This is a genomic window from Microbacterium sp. HM-570 (genome assembly GCF_054165885.1).
In genome coordinates this window covers 2,065,342-2,083,053 of record NZ_CM135111.1, presented here as the reverse complement: position 1 = coordinate 2,083,053, position 17,712 = coordinate 2,065,342, and the positions used below count along the sequence as shown (strand labels likewise).

Below are 17,712 nucleotides of genomic sequence, written 5' to 3'. Positions count from 1 at the left end.
TCCTCGCTCCGCTGCGGTCCGGGCGCTCCTCGGCTGCGCCCATCCACCGACGACTACCTGCGGCGGCACAGGCCTCATACGAGCCCGTCGCAAAGGAACTCGACGTGACGTCCTATGGAAACGAAAGGTCGCTTCGTGAGTAATGAACTCCGCGCGCTGCTCGCACGAGTGGAGAGTATCGACCCCGACACCGCCCGCGAGCTCCGACGCCATATCGACGTGCTACAGAGTCGCCGAAAGTTCGGGTTGAACTTTGAGCAGCATCTTCCCGAGTCAGTCGCCCTCGACGGGCGCCCCATCTCAGTAGGCGACAAGGTTCGATTCCTGCCACCGCGCGGCGAAACTGACGTAGAGTCGCGTGACAATTGGCTCGTCACTGGCATCTCGGGCGTCCCCGGTGAACGGGTGGCGAAATTGGTTGAACCAAGGACCGGAGAAGAGACGAGCCGCACGCTCACGGATCTCGTATTTGTGGCAGATTTTCGCGATCCGATCTACCCCGGCTTGGTCTCTACCGGCAAAGTCGAGCGCGATAGCGATGCCCCCGTCCACACTGTCATCAACGCTGAGAACTACCATGCGCTGGAGGCGTTGCTCTTCACACATCACGGCACTGTGGACCTCGTCTATATCGACCCGCCCTACAACACCGGCGGAAAGACGTCATGGCTGTACAACGATCGGTTCGTTGACAAGGAAGACGGCTACCGGCACTCCAAGTGGCTTGCTTTTATGGATCGCCGACTTCGCACAGCACGAGAGATCCTAAAACCAAGTGGCGCGATCATGATCTCGATCGGCGATGACGAGCAACACCGACTTAGGATGCTCCTCGATCAAGTGTTTGGCGCGGAGAACCAGGTAGCTCAGCTTGCTGTTGAGATGTCAACCACCTCGGGGCCGAAGACAACGAACGCGCAGCAGGGGACGATCGTCAAGAACGTAGAGTACGTACTGATCTACCGGAAGTCGGCCGCATTCGACACCGAGGTGCAGCACACACCGCTCTACGACTCGGTGAGGGGGTGGGACAAGGACTACTCGCTATGGCTGAACACCGATGGCACGATCACCAGCTTCTACGATGAGCTTGCGGCCGATCCAGCCGTTCACGCTGACATTGTCGCCGCCAAGCTCTTGCGGAAAGACGGAGGATTCGTCGGCGCAAGCGCGATGGACCGTCTCCTCGCGTTCTCTGACGCTGCAAATGCCTTCATTGAAGCAAACCTCGATCACATCGCACGGCGCGACACACCTCCTGTATCGGTGAAAGGAGTCGACGCACCGGTGCGGGGCTGGGTTGAGGTCGAGGCAGATCATCGAACGTACTTTGTCACCCGGCTGAAGAGCGGCACGATCAATCAGGTGTACACACTTCGCCGGAACTATCGCGTCCCCGACGAGAATGGCGGCACCCTTGGCCGCACCGTGATCAGGGGCGACCTCTGGCGAGGGTTTCACCAGGACATGGGCACCGTCTCCCGCGAAGGCGGTGTCGGCTTTGCGAACGGTAAGAAGCCGATCCGCCTCATCCGCCAGCTCATCAAGTGGGCAAACAACTCGCCCGACGCAGTCATCCTCGATTTTTTTGGCGGCTCGGGAACTACGGCTCACGCGGTGATGGCGATGAATGCAGACGACAACGGTCGACGCCGCTCCATTCTCATCACCAACAACGAGGTGAGCAAGGAGGCTTCATCGGCACACATTATGAAGGGCCTCCGACCCGGCGACGCGACCTGGGAAGCTACGGGAGTGTGCGAGGCCGTCACTACGCCACGCCTGATGAACGCGGCAGAGGAGACAGCCTCCAACGTCGAGTTCTTCAGACTGACGTACGAGAACCCGTCACTTGTCGAGTTGGACATGGCTTTTGAACGCGTCGCGCCACTTCTTTGGATGCGAGCAGGGTCTGAAGGCAGGTGCATCGACGTTCGCAGCGATGACTTCGACGTGGCTGACACATATGCAGTGCTCTTCGACGTGGACGCGTCGCGGCTGTTTCTCGCGACCGTTGAGAATCATGACCTCAGGCTTGCCTTCATCGTCACCGACGACGAAACACAGTTCCAGGCCGTTGCAGGACAACTACCCGACGGGGTTGAAGCCGTTCGCCTGTACGAGTCCTACCTCCACACGTTCCAGATCAATGCCGGGAGGGTCTGAGCGATGCTGTTCACGTTGATGGGCTATCAGAAGGTCGCAGTACGAGAGATCCTCACAACGCTCGGATATGCGAAAGAGGATTGGCACCGTCGGCAACGCCGTACAGCGTTCGCCCTTTCTTCGACGACGGGTTCGGGAAAGACAGTGATTGCGGCGGCGGCAATTGAGGCGCTTTTGCATGGGAGCGACGAGTTCGAGGTTGACTCGGACCCCTCAGCCGTCGTGCTCTGGGTATCGAAAGATCCTGCTCTCAACGAACAGACGAAGAGCCGATTCCGCCAGTGCGCGGACAAGATCCCTTCGAGTGATCTCGTCCTGCTCGACAAAAACTACTCAGGGGCTGCCCTGGAGTCAGGAAAGGTGTACTTCATCAACCCCGACAAGTTGCGCGAGGGCGCCGACTTTGTCAAGCACAGCAACTTCCGCAGTGTCACGTTCTGGGAGATCGTCAAGAACACCATCGAAGACCCGACCAAGACGCTCTACATGGTTCTGGATGAAGCGCATGAAGGGATGAGGAAGCCCACCAACGCTGAGCAGACCATCGTCCAGAAGATGATCAACGGAAACGGCGTCAATCCAGCGATGCCTGTGGTGTGGGGCATCTCGGCGACAGTCAGGCGATTCGATGAAGCGATGACAAAGGCTTCTGCGTTCACCAAAGAGAAAAACATCATCATCGATCCGAAAGACGTCCAAGACTCCGGCCTCCTAAAGAACGCCATCACTCTCGACATCCCTGACGAGAAGGGCGACTTCTCCACCACGATGGTTCGGGACGCAACGCTTGACTTCGTGGACGTCAGCGACCAGTGGGCTAAGTACTGCGAGCAGCAAGCGATCGAACCGGTCGTGCCGCTGATGGTCGTTCAGATTCCCAACAAGGTGGCCGGGGACAAGGACTCAGAGAAGGGGCGGCGCGACGAAGATGCTCTGATTCACCGTTATCTCGAGACGATTCGCAAGCACTGGCCGGATATGCCGGCGGACTGTGTTGCGCACGTGCTCGGCGATCGAGGGGCCATCGAAGTTGGAGCGTACACGATCCCGAAGGTCCCACCCCAGGACGTGCAACACGATTACCACATACGAGTGCTTCTTGCTAAAGACGCGGTATCGACAGGGTGGGACTGCCCTCGAGCCGAGGTCCTCGTATCACTGCGCCCAGGTAAGAACGACACGTATGTGACTCAGCTACTGGGCCGGATGGTGCGTACACCGCTTGCACAACAGACAAGCGTCGAACGGCTCAACGAGGCATCCTGCTACCTCCCTTATTTCAATAAGGACGACGCCACCCGTATCGCCGAAGAGATTATGGGTGAGCGAGAGCCGCGAGTAGGCGAACGAGGTGCTGCCGTCGCCAAGGTGATGCTAAAGCCAGTTTCGCTGCGACGGAACCCATCCGTTCCGGATGAAGTCTTCACCTTGATCGAGGGTTTGCCCTCCTTTGCCAAGCCGGCCGCCGTGCCCCGTCCGGTCAAGCGCATCCTGAAGGCCGCACAGGCATTGGCTCAGGACGAGCTCGTCCCGGGCGCCGACAAGATCGCGCACGAAACGATGTTTGCGGTGCTGGATGGGATCGCCGCCGAGCACGAGAGCGCGATCGAGGAACAGGCGAAGCTGATCATGACCGCCGATATCCGGAGAATCGTCGTTGAGCGCGGAAAGGGGGCGACTGTCGACTTCACGGTGACCAGGGATGCCGACGGTTCCACCGTCGACGATGCGTTGCGGCATCTCAACAAGTTGATCACAAAGTCGGTAGTCAACGGTTACCTTGGTCGCAACATCACCGTTGCCATAAACGAGGCAACGGAGCGTGGAGACGGCCCGTGGGATGTCGACATCACATACATCCGCGCGAAGGTAGCGGCTCTGGCGCTGGCAGACCTCGGTGTCCAATCGGGGGTGGAAGACGCTGCCGATGCGCTGACGCGTACCTGGCTTGCGACGAAGGTCAAGGCCATCGCGGCTCTACCTGACTCTCGTCATCCAACCTACGTGGCGATCCAAGAAATGGCGCGCGAGCCCGAGCCGACCGCAATCGAAATCAAGCCAGACGATCGCGTTGACAGCGTCGATACCGAGCGAAACGCGCTGCCAATCGAGACGAAGCACCTGCTGTCGACCGCCGACGGTGACTACCCGCTCGATGCCAAGGTGGCGAAGAACCGCTGGGAGCGCGCAACACTCAGGCATGAGCAGGGGCTCGGTACGCTGAAGGGCTGGTACCGCAACCCGTCAGCCGCGGGGAAGAACTCTCTGCGCATCCCGCATAAAGCTGGCGACAGTTGGAAGTCCGTCCAGCCGGACTTCATTTTCGTGCACTTAGTCGACGGTGCACTTCTGCCGTCAATCATCGACCCGCACAGTGTCCACCAAGGCGACTCCGCGCCGAAGCTGAAGGCACTCGCCGAGTATGCCGACGAGTACGGCGAGCGGTTCGACCGGATTGTGGCGGTCGGGGTTGAAAAGGACAGCGTCCTGTATGGGATCGATATGAAGAACTCGAAGGTCCGTCGAGCCGTATATGAGTCGGCCGCTGACAGTGACTCCATGAAATACCTCTTCGAGACCCATGGCGTCAGGTTTGCGTCTATCCCCGAGAGCTTTGGCGGCTAGTCGGCGGTGCTGCTCGAAAGCGCGGTGTGGAACTCAGAGATCGACCGCTTCGTCCTCGCTCGGTGAGCCTGCCCCACGGTCTGCGAGGTTGTTCACGTGTAGCGGATCGTCGAGGTTTCGCGGCTCACGGCTCACGCATTCCCAGAGACCGTCGATGTGCTCGTGCAAGGACTCCGAAATCTGCGCCCACATCGGATCCAGCACAAAATCGATCCCTGCTCGCCGAGCGTGCTTGGCGGCCGGCACAAAGTCACTGTCACCCGCGATCATGATGATCTGGTTTACCTGCCCGTTGGCAGCCAGAGTCGCGATATCCAGCCCTAGCCGCATGTCTACGCCCTTCTGCGTGATGTCGAGCGTGAAGTCCGACTCAGTGAGGTCGGCGAGCACGATCGAGCCGGCGAGAAGCTTCTTCAGCTTGTCGTGTTTGAGCTGGTAGCCAGACTGCGTCTCGAGAAGTTCTCCCCGCCGCAAGGCAACCTTCCGGCGCTTGACTAGCGCCTTGTGGAACTCCACCATCCAGTCGTGGTCCGCGGTCTTGGCCAGGTTGACGCTCGTCCGCGTGAGCGGATGAAAAACAACCTTCTCCGACGGAGGACAGTCGTAGTAGAAGATGCGGTAGAGACGCGACTTCGCTTTTCGAGTGTGCCGCCGGCAGTACTCGAGCAGTTCGTCGGCCCTCTGCTCAGGCTCCTTGTGGCCAAACAGACGCGCAGCTCGTCGACGGTAGAAGCCGCCATCGACGAGGATCGCTGTTACCTGTTCCGCGCGCACGGGAACTGGCGCGGAATCCGTGTGGCCCGTGACCGGCGTCAGGTTCCCATTGCGCTGGCGTCCAGCTGCCATTCGGCTACTCCCTTGTACAAAAAAGACCCTTGTCATCGGCCTGCCCACAATCGGTTGGGCGGTCAACGGCAAGGGCTCGTTATGCACAACCATATACCAACAGCGATGCAAGGCGCGACGAGGTGTCGCCCGCGTCGGCGCAGAAACTGCGATGGTCGCACCATCGTGGGAAGGTGGAGACAGCCAACGGCGCAACTCTGCACGATGGCCTTGGGAGGCATCGTTGGTGAGCGGCAAACAGATACGTGTCTATCTCGTAGACGGCACGCCCGGAGGGCTTCTGACCGCGGAAATCATGAACTGGACCGGTCATGTCGTCGCCGCACCGCGGTCTGACATCGCCGACCTGCTGGCCCGTGAGGAGGTGCGCCGAACAGGCGTTTACCTCCTGTTGGGCGACGATCCTGAATCCCAGTCGCCATCAGGGAAGGCCGTCTATGTGGGGGAAGGGGACGACATTGCCGTGCGCCTACGGCAGCACGCTCGCGCTGAGCAGGCCGGCGGCAAAGACTTTTGGGATCGCGTGGTTGTCCTCACTTCGAAGGACGCGAATGTAACCAAAGCCCATGCGCGGTACCTGGAGGCCCGTCTCATCAGCGCGGCGACAACCGCCAAGCGCGCAACGGTCATGAACGGGACGGCACCGGTTCCCATTCACCTCCCAGAGGCTGACGTGTCTGACATGGAGTACTACCTGAGCCAGGTGCAGATCGTGCTCCCCGTGCTCGGTATCACCGAGTTCCGTCAGACGCGAGCGACGATCGCTCCTGACAGTGCCACGGCCGTCACGATTCCGGTGAGCGAGCGCACGTCCCCGACCTTTCGTTTCGAGGTCCCGCGTCACGGTATCGCAGCACTAGCCCAGGAGATCGACGGAGAATTCACCGTCCTGGAGGGGTCGATCGGTCGCGCGGATTGGGTTGGAACGCATCGCCATCCGGGATATCAGCAACAACACACCGCCCTCCTCAGCGAGGAGACCCTCCACCGGGAAGAAGCAGGACTCGCTCGCTTCGTCCAGGACGTGGTCTTCTCCTCTCCCTCCGCTGCGGCCGCTGTCGTGGCGGGTCGCTCCGCGAACGGCCGGACTTCCTGGATCGACACCTCCACCGGAATGAACTTTGGCGAGTGGCAGAGCCGAGGGCTTGCGGAAGAGGGGCCGGTCCCGGGCCGGGAACTCGGTTGAAACCATCGAGAACCAGTCATCACTAACGAGCACGACTTCCGCGGAATCACGCGGCAATCGAGCACCAACTGACACCCACAAACCCGTGTCACACAACTGAAAATCGTGAGGTCACGGGATCGACGCCCGTCGGAGCCACAGGGTGATCATTACAGTCACCTGAGAAACCCTCGTCTAGCTTCTACATGGCGGGGGTTTCGCTTTTCCTTGGTGAGGTTGGCTTTCTGTGCCGTTCGCGAGCGAGCGAAGTCCCGGGCGTTGAGCGAGCAAAGCGAGACGAAACGCTCCAGTCGGATGCCCTCCAGGCACCCATCGGTAGCGCTTGGGCCGGTCTGGGACCGGTCGGAGCCACAAAAGTGCGTGCGAGGGCACTCCGCGTCACACGCCGGTAGCCTCGCTCTGTGACTGACGTGACCGGCGCCCACTCGGCTCGGGCAGCGGAATACGCGGAGCTACTCGGCTCGATGGATGCCGTGCACCCCGCCGATCGCTTAGTCATCTGCGGGCAAGACGAAACCCCGGCGATGTGGCTAAGCCAGTGATCGTTCCGGGGTCTTCGTTGAAGAGCTTACGTCATGGAGGCCAAGTGTCAACGGCTCAGCTCTCGAGCACCCGCGGTCGGCGCGCGAGGACCAGGACCAGGGCCCACATCGTCACGAGCACGCCGGTCAAGATGAACCCAAGGTCGTCGATGCCGAACGATGCCAGCCAGGGGAGTGGGCCGCCGAGCCCGAGGTTGTCGACGAGGACACCCGCAAGCTGAACGATCGCTATCAGCACCGCGGCGACGACCGAGAGTACGGTCATCGCGATCGCGTACGCCGCACCGATATGGCGACGGCCGGGCTGCAGGGTGTACGCGCGACGCATCACCGCGCCCTGCGTCGTGTCGAAAGCGCTCATCCCAGCAGCGAACAACACCGGCAGAGTGAGCGCCGCCCACCACGGGACGGCCACGAGGGTGGCGGCGCCCGCGAGAGCGAGCAGCCCGATCTCGGTCGCGGTGTCGAAGCCGAGTCCGAACAGCAACCCGACGATGTACATGCGCGATGGACGATCGACTGCCTTCTCGAAAGGTCCGAGCAACCGGAGCACGGGCCCTCCCACCGCCTGGTGGCGATGGCGCAGCGAGGCGATGTTGATGGCGGCGATCGCGAGGAGGAAGACGCCTGAGACCGTGGGGCCGATGATCCCCGTCCACGTGCGCAACGCGGACGAATCGTCTGCAAGCGACGAGCCGATCGCGGCGATCCCGAGAGTGAGAAGGATGCAGAGCACCACCACGATCGTGGAATGCCCGAGCGAGAACCAGAAGCCGACCGTCGTCGCGGGGCGTCCACGTTCTGCGAGCCGCCGGGTGGTGTTGTCGATCGCCGCGATGTGGTCGGCGTCGAAGGCGTGCCGCACTCCGAGCGCGTAGGCCGTGAGCCCGACCCCCAGGGTCACGAGTGCGCCACCCCCACCACCGAGCGGAATATCGGCCGGGATCACGATCAGCACGAGGACACCCCAGCCGAGCATGTGCAGCAGCACAATCAGCGCGATGACCGCGATCGTGCCGCGCTGGGGCCCCGTCCGCGTGCCCGGTTCAGGCGATGAGGTCACTTCGGTTCCTTTCGACGACTTCGTTCGCTCGTTCGTCGACGTGCCCTGCCGTTTTCTGTCGCGCCACATCCGACCAGACATCCCACACGCGGTCAAGGCGCGAGGTATGCGTCTCGATACCCAGGTGCCGAGCGATCGCGCCGGGCTCTTCCAGCACGAGATCGCCGGGCGTGGTGTCTGGCGTGAAGCCCAGCGCGATCACCGCGTCGAGCACCCGGTGCTCACCCAGCACGCCAGGCTCGGGCGCGACGCCGTCGAGCGCCAGTTGCTCGACGAGCACGGGGCCCCCGGCATCCCGCGCAGAGAAAGAGGACTCGACGCGCCCGCCCCGCTCACCATGACGCCCGAGCACGAGCGTCTCGCGGATCACCGCCCGCGCACCCGTCTCCAACTCCAGCGACGTGCGACGCTCGACATCCGCGCCCTCGGACACGACGAAGGGAAGACCCCGCCAAAGCAGCGTGGCCCCCACCCCAACCCGCGCGGAAAGCGTCCAGGCGGATCGTTCCGCATCGGCTCGGTACGCGATCGTGCCGCCGACATCCTCGAGGTCGAGCACGCAGCCCGCGCCGACATCGACCTCGACGTGCACGCGATCGCCGCCGAGCAGAATCATGCCGGCGGACGCCAGCGCGATGTGCGCCGACCGCTCGCGGCGCGAGATCAGCCGAGGCGCGAGCGCGCCGACGCGCAGGTCGACCCGCGCTCGGGGGTCGCCTGCCGCGACGGCGATGCGGGTGGGGATCACTCGTGCGAGTGCGTCCCCGCGCCCGCGCCCGCGTGCGAGTGCTCGTCGTCGGAATAGTCGTGGGAGTGCTCGTGCTCGTCGTGCGCGTGCACGAAGCCACCCTCGGGGTGCTCTTCGTCGGCGTGGAAGTGCGGCGCCATCGGCCCCGGATCCTGCGGTACGTGATTGCCCGAACGGTGCGACGCGAGAACGCTGAGCACCCACGAACGCAAGGAAGCGATGGATGCCTCGTCGTGCTTCGAGAGCGCCAGCACCGCTCGCCCTTCGCGCGCCGCCATAGCGTCCGCCACCATCTGCGGCACGTCCACGCCGACATACGGAGCGAGGTCGGTCTTGTTGACCACCAGCAGGTCGGCGCGCCCGATGCCGGGCCCGCCCTTGCGTGCGACATCCCCCCCACCGGCCACGTCGAGCACGAAGATCTGGGCATCGACGAGCGCGGGCGAGAAGGTCGCCGTCAGGTTGTCGCCGCCCGATTCGATCAGCACGACATCGAGCGGCGAGAAGTCACGCTCGAGGTCTTCCGCCGCGAGCAGGTTGGTGGTGATGTCGTCGCGGATCGCCGTGTGCGGGCACGCCCCCGTCTCGACGGCACGGATGCGCTCGGGCTCGAGCACCCCCGCGGAGCGGAGGAAGCGGGCATCCTCGTCCGTATATATGTCGTTCGTGATGACGCCGAGGCGAAGCTCGCCGCCGAGTGCGCGGCACACCGTGGCGATGAGCGACGACTTTCCGGTGCCGACGGGGCCAGCAACGCCGAGTCGGAGGGCGCGGGTGGGCGCGGGGGAATCAGGCACGAAAGAGCCTCCTGTTGCTCTGGGCATGGACTTCGGTCCACGCCTCGGTCTGGGGAGCGCTCGACGCGGGGATCGCATCGGGCAGGGTGAGCGCCGCGAGCTGCGGCACGTAGGGGCCGATGGTGGCGCACGCATCCAACACCAGTCGCACGCCGTCCACGGGGTCGCCCGGCTCGAGCTTGAGCATGGCCGCGGCGGCACACGCCATGTCGTCGTATACCGCGAGGCGCACGAGTGCTTCGGCCGACAGGCCAGCGTGAGCCGCGATCGCCCCCAAGACGACCGGACGAGACCATCCGAAGGAGGGCGCAAAAGAGGCACCGGATGCCTCGGCCACCAGGGCCGCGATCGGCGGCGAATCGGGCCACAGGGTGCTCGCGAGCCGTAGCAGCCCGCGGCCGAGCTCGCGCACGGCCTTGCGTGCCGCAGAACTCGGGGTCCGCGCCGCCCATGCGCGCTCCACGGGGGCGTAGGGCCCTCCGGTGAGCCCGGCCGAACGCGCCACGGCGGCGGTGGCGGCATCCACCATCGTCGTCGTCCGGGCCCGAGCTCGCAGGAACGCGCCCACCTGCGCCGGTTCGAGCCCACCCTGGAGCGCGGGTTCGAGCCCCGACGAGAACGCGTAGCCCCCGGAGGGCAGGCGAGCATCGGCCAGCAGCATCGTGATGGTGTGCGCGGTGGGGTTCATAGCAAGCAACTCAGAAGAGGTTGTACAGCTGTGCGAGGGGGAGGGATGCCGCGGGCGCCGGCTCGACGCGCTCGCCATCGATCGCGATCTCGAACGTGTCGGGCTCGATGCGGATCGAGGGGAGCAGGTCGTTGTTCTTCATGTCGGCTTTGCCGATGTGCCGGGTCGGCTCGACCGCCGCCAATCGCCGCCGAAGACCGAGGGTCTCGGCCAGACCGTCGTCGAGCGCTGCCGGCGACACGTACGTGATCGAGAGGTCAGCACCGATCGTGTCACCGAACGAGGGCCGCATCATGACGGGCTGGGGCGTCGGGATCGACGCGTTCGGGTCGCCGAGCGCCGCCCACACGATGGCGCCGCCCTTCACCACAATCGCAGGGCGCACGCCGAAGAACTTCGGGTCCCAGACGGCCAGGTCGGCGACCTTCCCCACCTCCACCGACCCCACGTCATAGGCGATGCCGTGCGCGACCGCGGGGTTGACCGTGTATTTCGCGACGTACCGGCGGGCCCGCTCATTGTCGGCCGGCATCCCTCCCCCGAGCGGCCCGCGGCGGTGCTTCATGACGTGTGCAACCTGCCACGTGCGCGTGATCACCTCGCCGATCCGGCCCATCGCCTGCGCGTCCGAAGAGGTGACCGAGAGCGCGCCGATGTCGTGCAGGATGTCTTCCGCCGCAATCGTCGTTGCCCGGATGCGGGACTCGGCGAACGCCAGATCTTCGGGAACCGCGGGGTTCAGGTGATGGCAGACCATCAGCATGTCGAGGTGCTCGGCGACCGTGTTCACCGTGTGCGGCAGCGTCGGATTGGTCGAGCCGGGGATCACGTTCGGCAGCCCCGCGATCGAGAGGATGTCGGGGGCATGCCCGCCGCCCGCGCCCTCGACGTGGAACGCATGGATCGATCGGCCCGCCATGGCCGCAATCGTCGACTCGACGAACCCGGCCTCGTTGAGTGAGTCGGAGTGCAGCGCAACCTGCAGACCCCAGTCATCCGCGGCCTGCAATGACGCGCCGATCGCCGCGGGTGTCGATCCCCAGTCCTCGTGCACCTTGTACCCGGCCGCTCCGGCGAGCGCCTGCTCTCTCAGCGCCGCCACCGAGACGGTGTTGCCCTTGCCGAGCAGCAGGATGTTGATCGGCAACGGATCGAGCGCGCGATGCATGTTCGTGAGATGCCAGGCACCGGGGGTCACCGTCGTGGCTTTCGACCCCTCCGACGGCCCCGTGCCGCCCCCGACGATCGTCGTGATGCCGGTCGCGAGCGCCTCGTGGATCTGCGACTGCGACAGCAGATGCACGTGCGAGTCGATCGCCCCCGCCGTGACGATCCGGCCCTCGCCCGCGATCACGTCGGTCGAGGGCCCGATGATCATGTCGATGCCGTCGCTGATGTCGGGGTTTCCGGCATGGCCGATCCCGACGATCCTGCCGTCGCGGATGCCGATATCCGCGCGGACGATCCCCCACCAGTCCAGGATGATCGCGTTCGTGATGACGGTATCCAGGGCACCATCCGCCCGACTCACGGTCGACTGCGCCATGGACTCGCGAATCGACTTGCCCCCGCCGAATACGGCCTCCTCGCCGCCCACGGTCAGGTCTTGCTCGATCTGAATCCAGAGGTCGGTGTCGCCGAGGCGCACCTCGTCGCCGACGGTCGGCCCATAGATCGCCGCGTATCGCTGCCGATCAATCCACACCATCGAGATACCCCTCGCCCTCGGTCTTCAGCTGGATACCGGGAACACGGCGAAGACCACGGATGGCGACCGCATCCAACTCTCGCGAGGCACCCGGTTCGAATCGTTGGGACGTCCCCGAGGGGATGTCGAGGCGAAACCCGTGTGCCGCTGCCCGGTCGAACTCCAACCCGGCATTCGCGTCGGGCAGGTGCAGATGCGATCCGATCTGGATCGGTCTATCGCCCGTGTTGACGAAGACGAGACGAAGGCGCTCATCTTCGCGGCGATCGGCGTTGAGCTCGATCTGGCCCGGACGGATTCGGAAGGCCCCGGGGCCTTCACTCGACACGGATGCCACGGCATCCCCTTTCGCGCGGTTCGACTCAGTCGATCGGATGGTGGATGGTGACGAGCTTGCGTCCATCCGGGAACGTCGCCTCGACCTGCACGTCGGCGAGCATCTCGGGCACACCCGGCATGACCTCGTCGCGGGTCAACACACTTCGTCCGGCCTGCATGAGGTCAGCCACGGATCGCCCCGAGCGCGCGCCCTCGATCACCCAGCTCGAGAGCAGTGCGACGGTCTCGGGATGGTTGAGTACCACCCCGCGCTCGAGCCTGTCGCGCGCGACCATGGCGGCCACCGACAGCAGCAGCTTTTCGGTCTCGGCTGGGGTGAAGTGCATCGCATCCCTCCGGCATCAGGTTGATGTCAGAAGTGTGCCACAACGGCACCTCCCAAAGAGGCCCGAATCCTGCTCCGACTACCCGGGTTGCGCCTAGTTGCCAGTAATGACGGGCAACTAGGCGCACGCGCCCCGAGACGGTTAACAAGATCGGAACAATCGAGAAATGTCAGAGCAATGTCATGGCTCCATGCTGACAACTACCGCAGCAGTCGGCGGCCACTTCCGCAGTATCGGCACTTCCTGCTCCACGCACTGATCTGACCAGATCAGCCTGCTCCGCTCCCTTCCGGGTCAGCACCGCCCATTCAGCACCGCCATTCGGCGTGTCCGGATCCCTCGCGGAGCGACACCGCTATTCGGCGTGCCCGCGCAAACGTTCACCCGAACGCACCATCCCTGCACCACACAGAAACGGAGAGTCCCATGAGCACCATCCGAACACGACGGCTGAGGTCCACCCTCGCCATCCCCGCCATACTCGCCACCGCGGCGCTGGTTCTCGCGGGCTGCGGCTCCCGAGCCGGCGACGCCGAAACGACCGAATCGGCCGCGGCATCCGAAAGCTGCATCGACACCTCCGGCGACACGATCAAGCTCGGCTTCCTCAACTCGCTCACGGGCGGCATGGCCATCTCCGAACAGACGGTCTCAAACGTCCTGCAGATGGCCGCCGCCGAGATCAACGAGGACGGTGGCATCCTCGGAAAGCAAATCGAGTACATCCAGGAGGACGGCGCCACCGACTGGCCGACGTTCGCCGAAAAGACCGAGAAGTTGCTCACCCAGGACTGCGTCGGCGCGATCTTCGGCGGCTGGACCTCTTCTTCCCGCAAGGCCGTCAAGCCGGTCGTCGAAGAGAACAACGGCCTGTTCTTCTACCCTGTGCAGTACGAGGGCCTCGAATCGTCGCCGAATATCTACTACACAGGCGCCACGACCAACCAGCAGATCATTCCGGCCATGGACTACCTCGCCTCGCAGGGCGTGAAGACGCTGTTCCTCGCGGGATCCGACTACGTCTTCCCTCGGACCGCGAACGCGATCATCAAGCTCTACGCGGCCGAGCTCGGCATCGAAATCGTCGGCGAAGAGTACGTGCCGCTCGATCGAGACGACTGGACGACCCAGGTCGCCAAGATCGTCGAAGCCGACCCGGACTTCATTTTCAACACGATCAACGGCTCGTCCAACGTCGGCTTCATCAAGGCCTACTACGACGCCGGCCTCACTCCGGAGACAAACCCGATCATCTCGGTCTCGATCGCCGAAGAAGAAGCGCCCGCCATGGGCCGCGAGGTCACCGGCAATTACGCATCGTGGAACTACTTCCAGTCCATGGATACTCCGAACAACCCGGGCTTCATCGAGCGCTGGCAGGCCTGGCCGGGCAGCAGCGGAGTGACGAGTGACCCGATGGAGGCCGCGTACATCTCGCTGTACCTCTACAAGGCTCTCGTCGAGGCGGCCGGCTCGTTCGAGGTCGACGACATCAACGCTGCGGCGCTCGAGAACGAGATCACCGTCGATGCGCCCGAGGGTGTGGTCACGCTGAACGGTGAGAACCATCACATCTCCAAGCCCGGGAACATCGGGCGGATCAACGCCGAGAACCAGTTCGACATCGTCTGGTCGTCCGACGGATTCATCGAGCCCGATCCGTACCTCGAACAGTACGACTGGTTCCCCGCTGACGTCCGCGACGCTCTCGTAGCCGCCGCGGGCTGATCGCCCAGAGCGCGGGGCCCCGTTGCCGAAACGCAACGGGGCCCCGCGCTCCACCTCCTCCTCTAGTACCCCAACCTCGAAGAGAGGGACAGCACGTGGATGCACTCCTCCCCCCGCTTCTGAACGGCTCCGCGCAGGGTGCGCTGCTGTTGCTCGCGGCGCTCGGGCTCACCCTGACCTTCGGTCAGATGGGGGTGATCAACATGGCGCACGGCGAATTCATCATGGCCGGCGCCTTCATCGCCTATGTGACGCAGTTGGTCGTCGCCTCCACCAACATCTCGATCCTCGTCGCCCTGCCGCTCGCATTCCTCGGCGCGGGTCTCCTCGGTCTCCTCCTTGAGATCGGCATCATTCAATGGATGTATCGGCGACCACTCGACACCCTGCTCGTCACCGTCGGTGTCAGCCTGATCCTGCAGCAGGTTGCGCTGCAGGTCTTCCCGGCGCAGGGTGTCCCCGTCGTGAGCCCCGGCTGGCTCGACGGTCAGATCGACATCTTCGGCTACGGATGGCCGATGCGCCAGGTCTTCACGATCCTGCTCGCGGCCCTGTGCCTGGCTGGCCTCGCCGCCTGGCTGAAGTACTCCTCGTTCGGCCGACGGATTCGGGCCACGGTCCAGAACCGCGACCTGGCCGAGACGAGCGGTATTCCGACGCGCAACGTCGACCGCATCACCTTCTTCGTCGGTTCGGGCCTGGCCGGCGTCGCTGGCGTCGCGGCCTCCCTCATCGGCGGCACGAACTCGCAGATGGGCACGCAATACATCATCCCGGCGTTCCTCGTGGTCGTCGCCGGCGGCGTCGGCCAGATCAAGGGCACCGTGATCGCGGCCTGGGCCGTCGGCGTGGCCCTGGCCTACTTCGCCGATTGGACGACCGGCAGCATGGCGCAGGTTCTCGCCTTCGTTCTCGTCGTCGTCTTTCTGCAATTCCGCCCGCAGGGCCTGTTCACCGTACGCACCAGGGGGCTGACATGAGCGGGACGAACGCCACGGAAACCAAGACCGTCATGACCAAGATCAAGCCATGGCTGCCCCTCATCGGCATCGGGGTCTTCGCCATCCTCCTTCTCGTCGTCGCACCGGCCGTGCTGTCGATGCACTGGATCAACAACCTCGGCAAGTACGCCTGCTGGGCCATCGCGGCCGTGGGAATCGGTCTCGCGTGGGGACGCGGGGGCATGCTGGTGCTCGGCCAGGGGGTGTTCTTCGGTCTCGGTGCGTATGCCATGGCGATGCAGCTGACGCTCGAGTCCGCCGGGCCGGACAGCCTGCCGATCTTCATGATCCTGTACGACCCGGCGGCGGCACTCCCTGCGTTCTGGGAGCCGTTCCGCAGCCCCGTTTTCACCCTGATCGCCATCGTGGCGCTGCCGGTGATCGTGGCCTCGATCCTCGGCTACGCGCTGTTCAAGCGTCGCGTGAAGGGTGCGTACTTCGCCATCCTGAGTCAGGCCCTCGCCGTGGCGCTGGCCGTGCTCATCAGCTCGACGATCCGCGAGACCGGCGGGGATACCGGGCTGAGCGACTTCAAGTTCTTCTTCGGATTCGTCCTGACCGATGACGCGAACAAGCTCATGGTCTTCATGATCGCGTCGTCGCTCCTGATCCTCTGCCTGCTGGCGGTGTGGCAACTGAACCGCAGTCGCTACGGGGAGTTGCTCATCGCGACGCGGGATGCGGAAGAGCGCGTGCGCTTTCTCGGGTACGACCCCGCGAACATCAAGCTCGTCGCCTACGTGGTCGCGGCGGTGATGGCGAGCATCGCGGGGGCGATGTTCGTCCCCATCGTCGGCATCATCACACCGGCCGAGATCGGGGCATCCGCGTCCATCCTGATGATCGCGGGCGTGGCGCTCGGGGGACGCGCCTCGCTCTTCGGCCCGGCGCTCGGGGCGATGGCGATCGGCTGGGGGCAGTCGAGCCTGGGATCCAGCTGGCCGGATGGCTGGGTCTACATCCTCGGGCTGGTCTTCATCCTGGTCACCCTCTTCCTGCCCATGGGGCTGTCGTCCCTGTTCGGGAAGGCAAAGGACGCCCTCTGGCACTCTCGCTCGGCGCCAGCCGAAACCGCACCCGCCGAGGCGGCACCCGAACTCGACGAGGTGAAGAAATGACCGGAATGGATGGCTCGCTCATCGTCACCGATCTGCACGTCGAGTTCGACGGTTTCGTCGCGGTCGGCGGTGTCTCGTTCGACGCCCACCCGGGCGAAGTCCGCTTTCTCATCGGCCCGAACGGCGCCGGCAAGACCACCTGCATCGACGCCATTACCGGGCTGTCGAAGGGAACGGGGTCCGTCAAGCTGGGAGATCAGGAACTCCTCGGCCGACCCGTCAACAAGATCGTGCGACTCGGTGTCGGCCGAACCTTCCAGACCGCGAGCGTGTTCGAGCAACTCACGGTGCTGCAGAATCTCGATATCGCCGCGGGCCTGCACCGCTCTCCACTGTCACTCCTGCGAGCGCGCCACGGCATCGAGCCATCGATCGAGCAGGCGCTCGAAGAGACGGGGCTCGGCAAAGAGCGCGAGACGCCCGCCGGCATCCTCTCGCACGGCCAGAAGCAGTGGTTGGAGATCGCGATGATGCTGGTGCAGGACCCGCGGGCCCTGCTGCTCGACGAGCCCGTCGCCGGCATGAGTCAGGACGAACGCACCGCCACGGGCCGACTGCTGCAACGCATCGCCGAGCGCCGCATTGTTCTCGTCGTCGAGCACGACATGGACTTCATGCGCCGCTACGCCTCGCGCGTCACGGTGCTGCACCAGGGAAAGGTGCTCTCGGAGGGCACGGTCGCCACGGTGCAGGCCGACCCGAAGGTGCAGGAGGTCTACCTCGGCACCGCGGCTGCCCCGACCACGACCGGCATGATGGCGGTGGCCGACCCCACGATCGAGTCGGTGCACTCGACGTCGGATGCCGGCTCCCCGAAGGAAGGTGCCTGAC

At 64.3% G+C, this 17,712-nt stretch carries 16 protein-coding genes; 8 read left to right on the top strand and 8 right to left on the bottom strand.

The window, feature by feature from the left end; translation table 11 throughout:
* Nucleotides 1–135 precede the first annotated feature (135 nt).
* Together ACT9TC_RS09820 and ACT9TC_RS09815 are read left to right on the top strand one after the other, a co-directional pair.
* The gene (locus ACT9TC_RS09820) at nucleotides 136–2,166 is read left to right on the top strand and encodes a site-specific DNA-methyltransferase (RefSeq protein WP_458040343.1); all 2,031 of its coding nucleotides are present in this window, start codon (nucleotides 136–138) and stop codon (nucleotides 2,164–2,166) included.
* 3 nt (nucleotides 2,167–2,169) lie between these two features.
* Nucleotides 2,170–4,791 (top strand): DEAD/DEAH box helicase family protein, encoded by a 2,622-nt coding sequence (locus ACT9TC_RS09815; protein WP_458040342.1) that lies wholly within the window; start codon nucleotides 2,170–2,172, stop codon nucleotides 4,789–4,791.
* A 33-nt stretch (nucleotides 4,792–4,824) separates the two neighbouring features.
* On the opposite strand, the gene ACT9TC_RS09810 is transcribed toward ACT9TC_RS09815, so the two are convergent.
* Nucleotides 4,825–5,724: an NYN domain-containing protein gene (locus ACT9TC_RS09810; protein WP_458040341.1), complete on the bottom strand. Its 900-nt coding sequence runs from the start codon at nucleotides 5,722–5,724 to the stop codon at nucleotides 4,825–4,827.
* A 139-nt stretch (nucleotides 5,725–5,863) separates the two neighbouring features.
* Between ACT9TC_RS09810 and ACT9TC_RS09805 the strand changes: the two genes are divergently transcribed.
* Both ACT9TC_RS09805 and ACT9TC_RS09800 read left to right on the top strand, forming a co-directional pair.
* Nucleotides 5,864–6,823, top strand: coding sequence for a GIY-YIG nuclease family protein (locus tag ACT9TC_RS09805; RefSeq protein ID WP_458040340.1), 960 nt, complete (start codon nucleotides 5,864–5,866; stop codon nucleotides 6,821–6,823).
* 401 nt (nucleotides 6,824–7,224) lie between these two features.
* On the top strand, nucleotides 7,225–7,365 hold the full coding sequence (locus ACT9TC_RS09800) for a hypothetical protein (RefSeq protein ID WP_458040339.1): 141 nt from the start codon (nucleotides 7,225–7,227) through the stop codon (nucleotides 7,363–7,365).
* Between the two features lie 55 nt (nucleotides 7,366–7,420).
* On the opposite strand, the gene ACT9TC_RS09795 is transcribed toward ACT9TC_RS09800, so the two are convergent.
* Genes ACT9TC_RS09795 through ACT9TC_RS09765 form a run of 7 tightly spaced genes read right to left on the bottom strand, consistent with a single transcriptional unit; the run spans nucleotide 7,421 to nucleotide 13,034 of the window.
* Nucleotides 7,421–8,428, bottom strand: a complete 1,008-nt coding sequence (locus ACT9TC_RS09795) for a HoxN/HupN/NixA family nickel/cobalt transporter (RefSeq protein ID WP_458040338.1) — start codon at nucleotides 8,426–8,428, stop codon at nucleotides 7,421–7,423.
* A complete protein-coding gene (locus tag ACT9TC_RS09790) occupies nucleotides 8,412–9,176 on the bottom strand; it encodes an urease accessory protein UreD (protein WP_458040337.1) in 765 nt (254 codons plus the stop codon). The genes ACT9TC_RS09795 and ACT9TC_RS09790 overlap by 17 nt, the downstream gene beginning before the upstream one ends.
* Entirely contained in the window at nucleotides 9,173–9,973 is an 801-nt protein-coding gene (ureG, locus tag ACT9TC_RS09785) for an urease accessory protein UreG (RefSeq protein ID WP_458040336.1), read from the bottom strand. Before ureG ends, ACT9TC_RS09790 begins: the two co-directional genes overlap by 4 nt.
* Nucleotides 9,966–10,661: an urease accessory protein UreF gene (locus ACT9TC_RS09780; RefSeq protein ID WP_458040335.1), complete on the bottom strand. Its 696-nt coding sequence runs from the start codon at nucleotides 10,659–10,661 to the stop codon at nucleotides 9,966–9,968. The genes ureG and ACT9TC_RS09780 overlap by 8 nt, the downstream gene beginning before the upstream one ends.
* A gap of 10 nt (nucleotides 10,662–10,671) precedes the next feature.
* Nucleotides 10,672–12,369 (bottom strand): urease subunit alpha, encoded by a 1,698-nt coding sequence (locus ACT9TC_RS09775; protein ID WP_458040334.1) that lies wholly within the window; start codon nucleotides 12,367–12,369, stop codon nucleotides 10,672–10,674.
* Complete coding sequence (ureB, locus tag ACT9TC_RS09770) at nucleotides 12,356–12,706, bottom strand: urease subunit beta (RefSeq protein WP_458040333.1); 351 nt, start codon at nucleotides 12,704–12,706, stop codon at nucleotides 12,356–12,358. Before ureB ends, ACT9TC_RS09775 begins: the two co-directional genes overlap by 14 nt.
* A 25-nt stretch (nucleotides 12,707–12,731) precedes the next feature.
* Nucleotides 12,732–13,034, bottom strand: a complete 303-nt coding sequence (locus ACT9TC_RS09765; RefSeq protein WP_458040332.1) for an urease subunit gamma — start codon at nucleotides 13,032–13,034, stop codon at nucleotides 12,732–12,734.
* A gap of 426 nt (nucleotides 13,035–13,460) precedes the next feature.
* Between ACT9TC_RS09765 and urtA the strand changes: the two genes are divergently transcribed.
* The 4 genes from urtA to urtD all read left to right on the top strand — a co-directional run bounded on the left by urtA (nucleotide 13,461) and on the right by urtD (nucleotide 17,711).
* Nucleotides 13,461–14,762 (top strand): urea ABC transporter substrate-binding protein, encoded by a 1,302-nt coding sequence (urtA, locus tag ACT9TC_RS09760; protein WP_458040331.1) that lies wholly within the window; start codon nucleotides 13,461–13,463, stop codon nucleotides 14,760–14,762.
* A gap of 95 nt (nucleotides 14,763–14,857) precedes the next feature.
* On the top strand, nucleotides 14,858–15,742 hold the full coding sequence (gene urtB / locus ACT9TC_RS09755) for an urea ABC transporter permease subunit UrtB (protein WP_458040330.1): 885 nt from the start codon (nucleotides 14,858–14,860) through the stop codon (nucleotides 15,740–15,742).
* On the top strand, nucleotides 15,739–16,881 hold the full coding sequence (urtC, locus tag ACT9TC_RS09750) for an urea ABC transporter permease subunit UrtC (protein WP_458040329.1): 1,143 nt from the start codon (nucleotides 15,739–15,741) through the stop codon (nucleotides 16,879–16,881). The genes urtB and urtC overlap by 4 nt, the downstream gene beginning before the upstream one ends.
* Nucleotides 16,878–17,711 carry an urea ABC transporter ATP-binding protein UrtD gene (urtD, locus tag ACT9TC_RS09745; protein WP_458040328.1) on the top strand — a complete coding sequence of 278 codons (834 nt, stop codon included), beginning with the start codon at nucleotides 16,878–16,880 and terminating at the stop codon, nucleotides 17,709–17,711. The genes urtC and urtD overlap by 4 nt, the downstream gene beginning before the upstream one ends.
* Nucleotide 17,712 lies beyond the last annotated feature (1 nt).

Coding starts and splice junctions, on each gene's coding strand:
- ACT9TC_RS09815 (WP_458040342.1), top strand. CDS start 2,170: ATGCTGTTCACGTTGATGGGCTATCAGAAGGTCGCAGTACGAGAGATC.
- ACT9TC_RS09780 (WP_458040335.1), bottom strand. CDS start 10,661: ATGAACCCCACCGCGCACACCATCACGATGCTGCTGGCCGATGCTCGC.
- ACT9TC_RS09775 (WP_458040334.1), bottom strand. CDS start 12,369: ATGGTGTGGATTGATCGGCAGCGATACGCGGCGATCTATGGGCCGACC.
- ACT9TC_RS09765 (WP_458040332.1), bottom strand. CDS start 13,034: ATGCACTTCACCCCAGCCGAGACCGAAAAGCTGCTGCTGTCGGTGGCC.
- urtA (WP_458040331.1), top strand. CDS start 13,461: ATGAGCACCATCCGAACACGACGGCTGAGGTCCACCCTCGCCATCCCC.
- urtC (WP_458040329.1), top strand. CDS start 15,739: ATGAGCGGGACGAACGCCACGGAAACCAAGACCGTCATGACCAAGATC.
- urtD (WP_458040328.1), top strand. CDS start 16,878: ATGACCGGAATGGATGGCTCGCTCATCGTCACCGATCTGCACGTCGAG.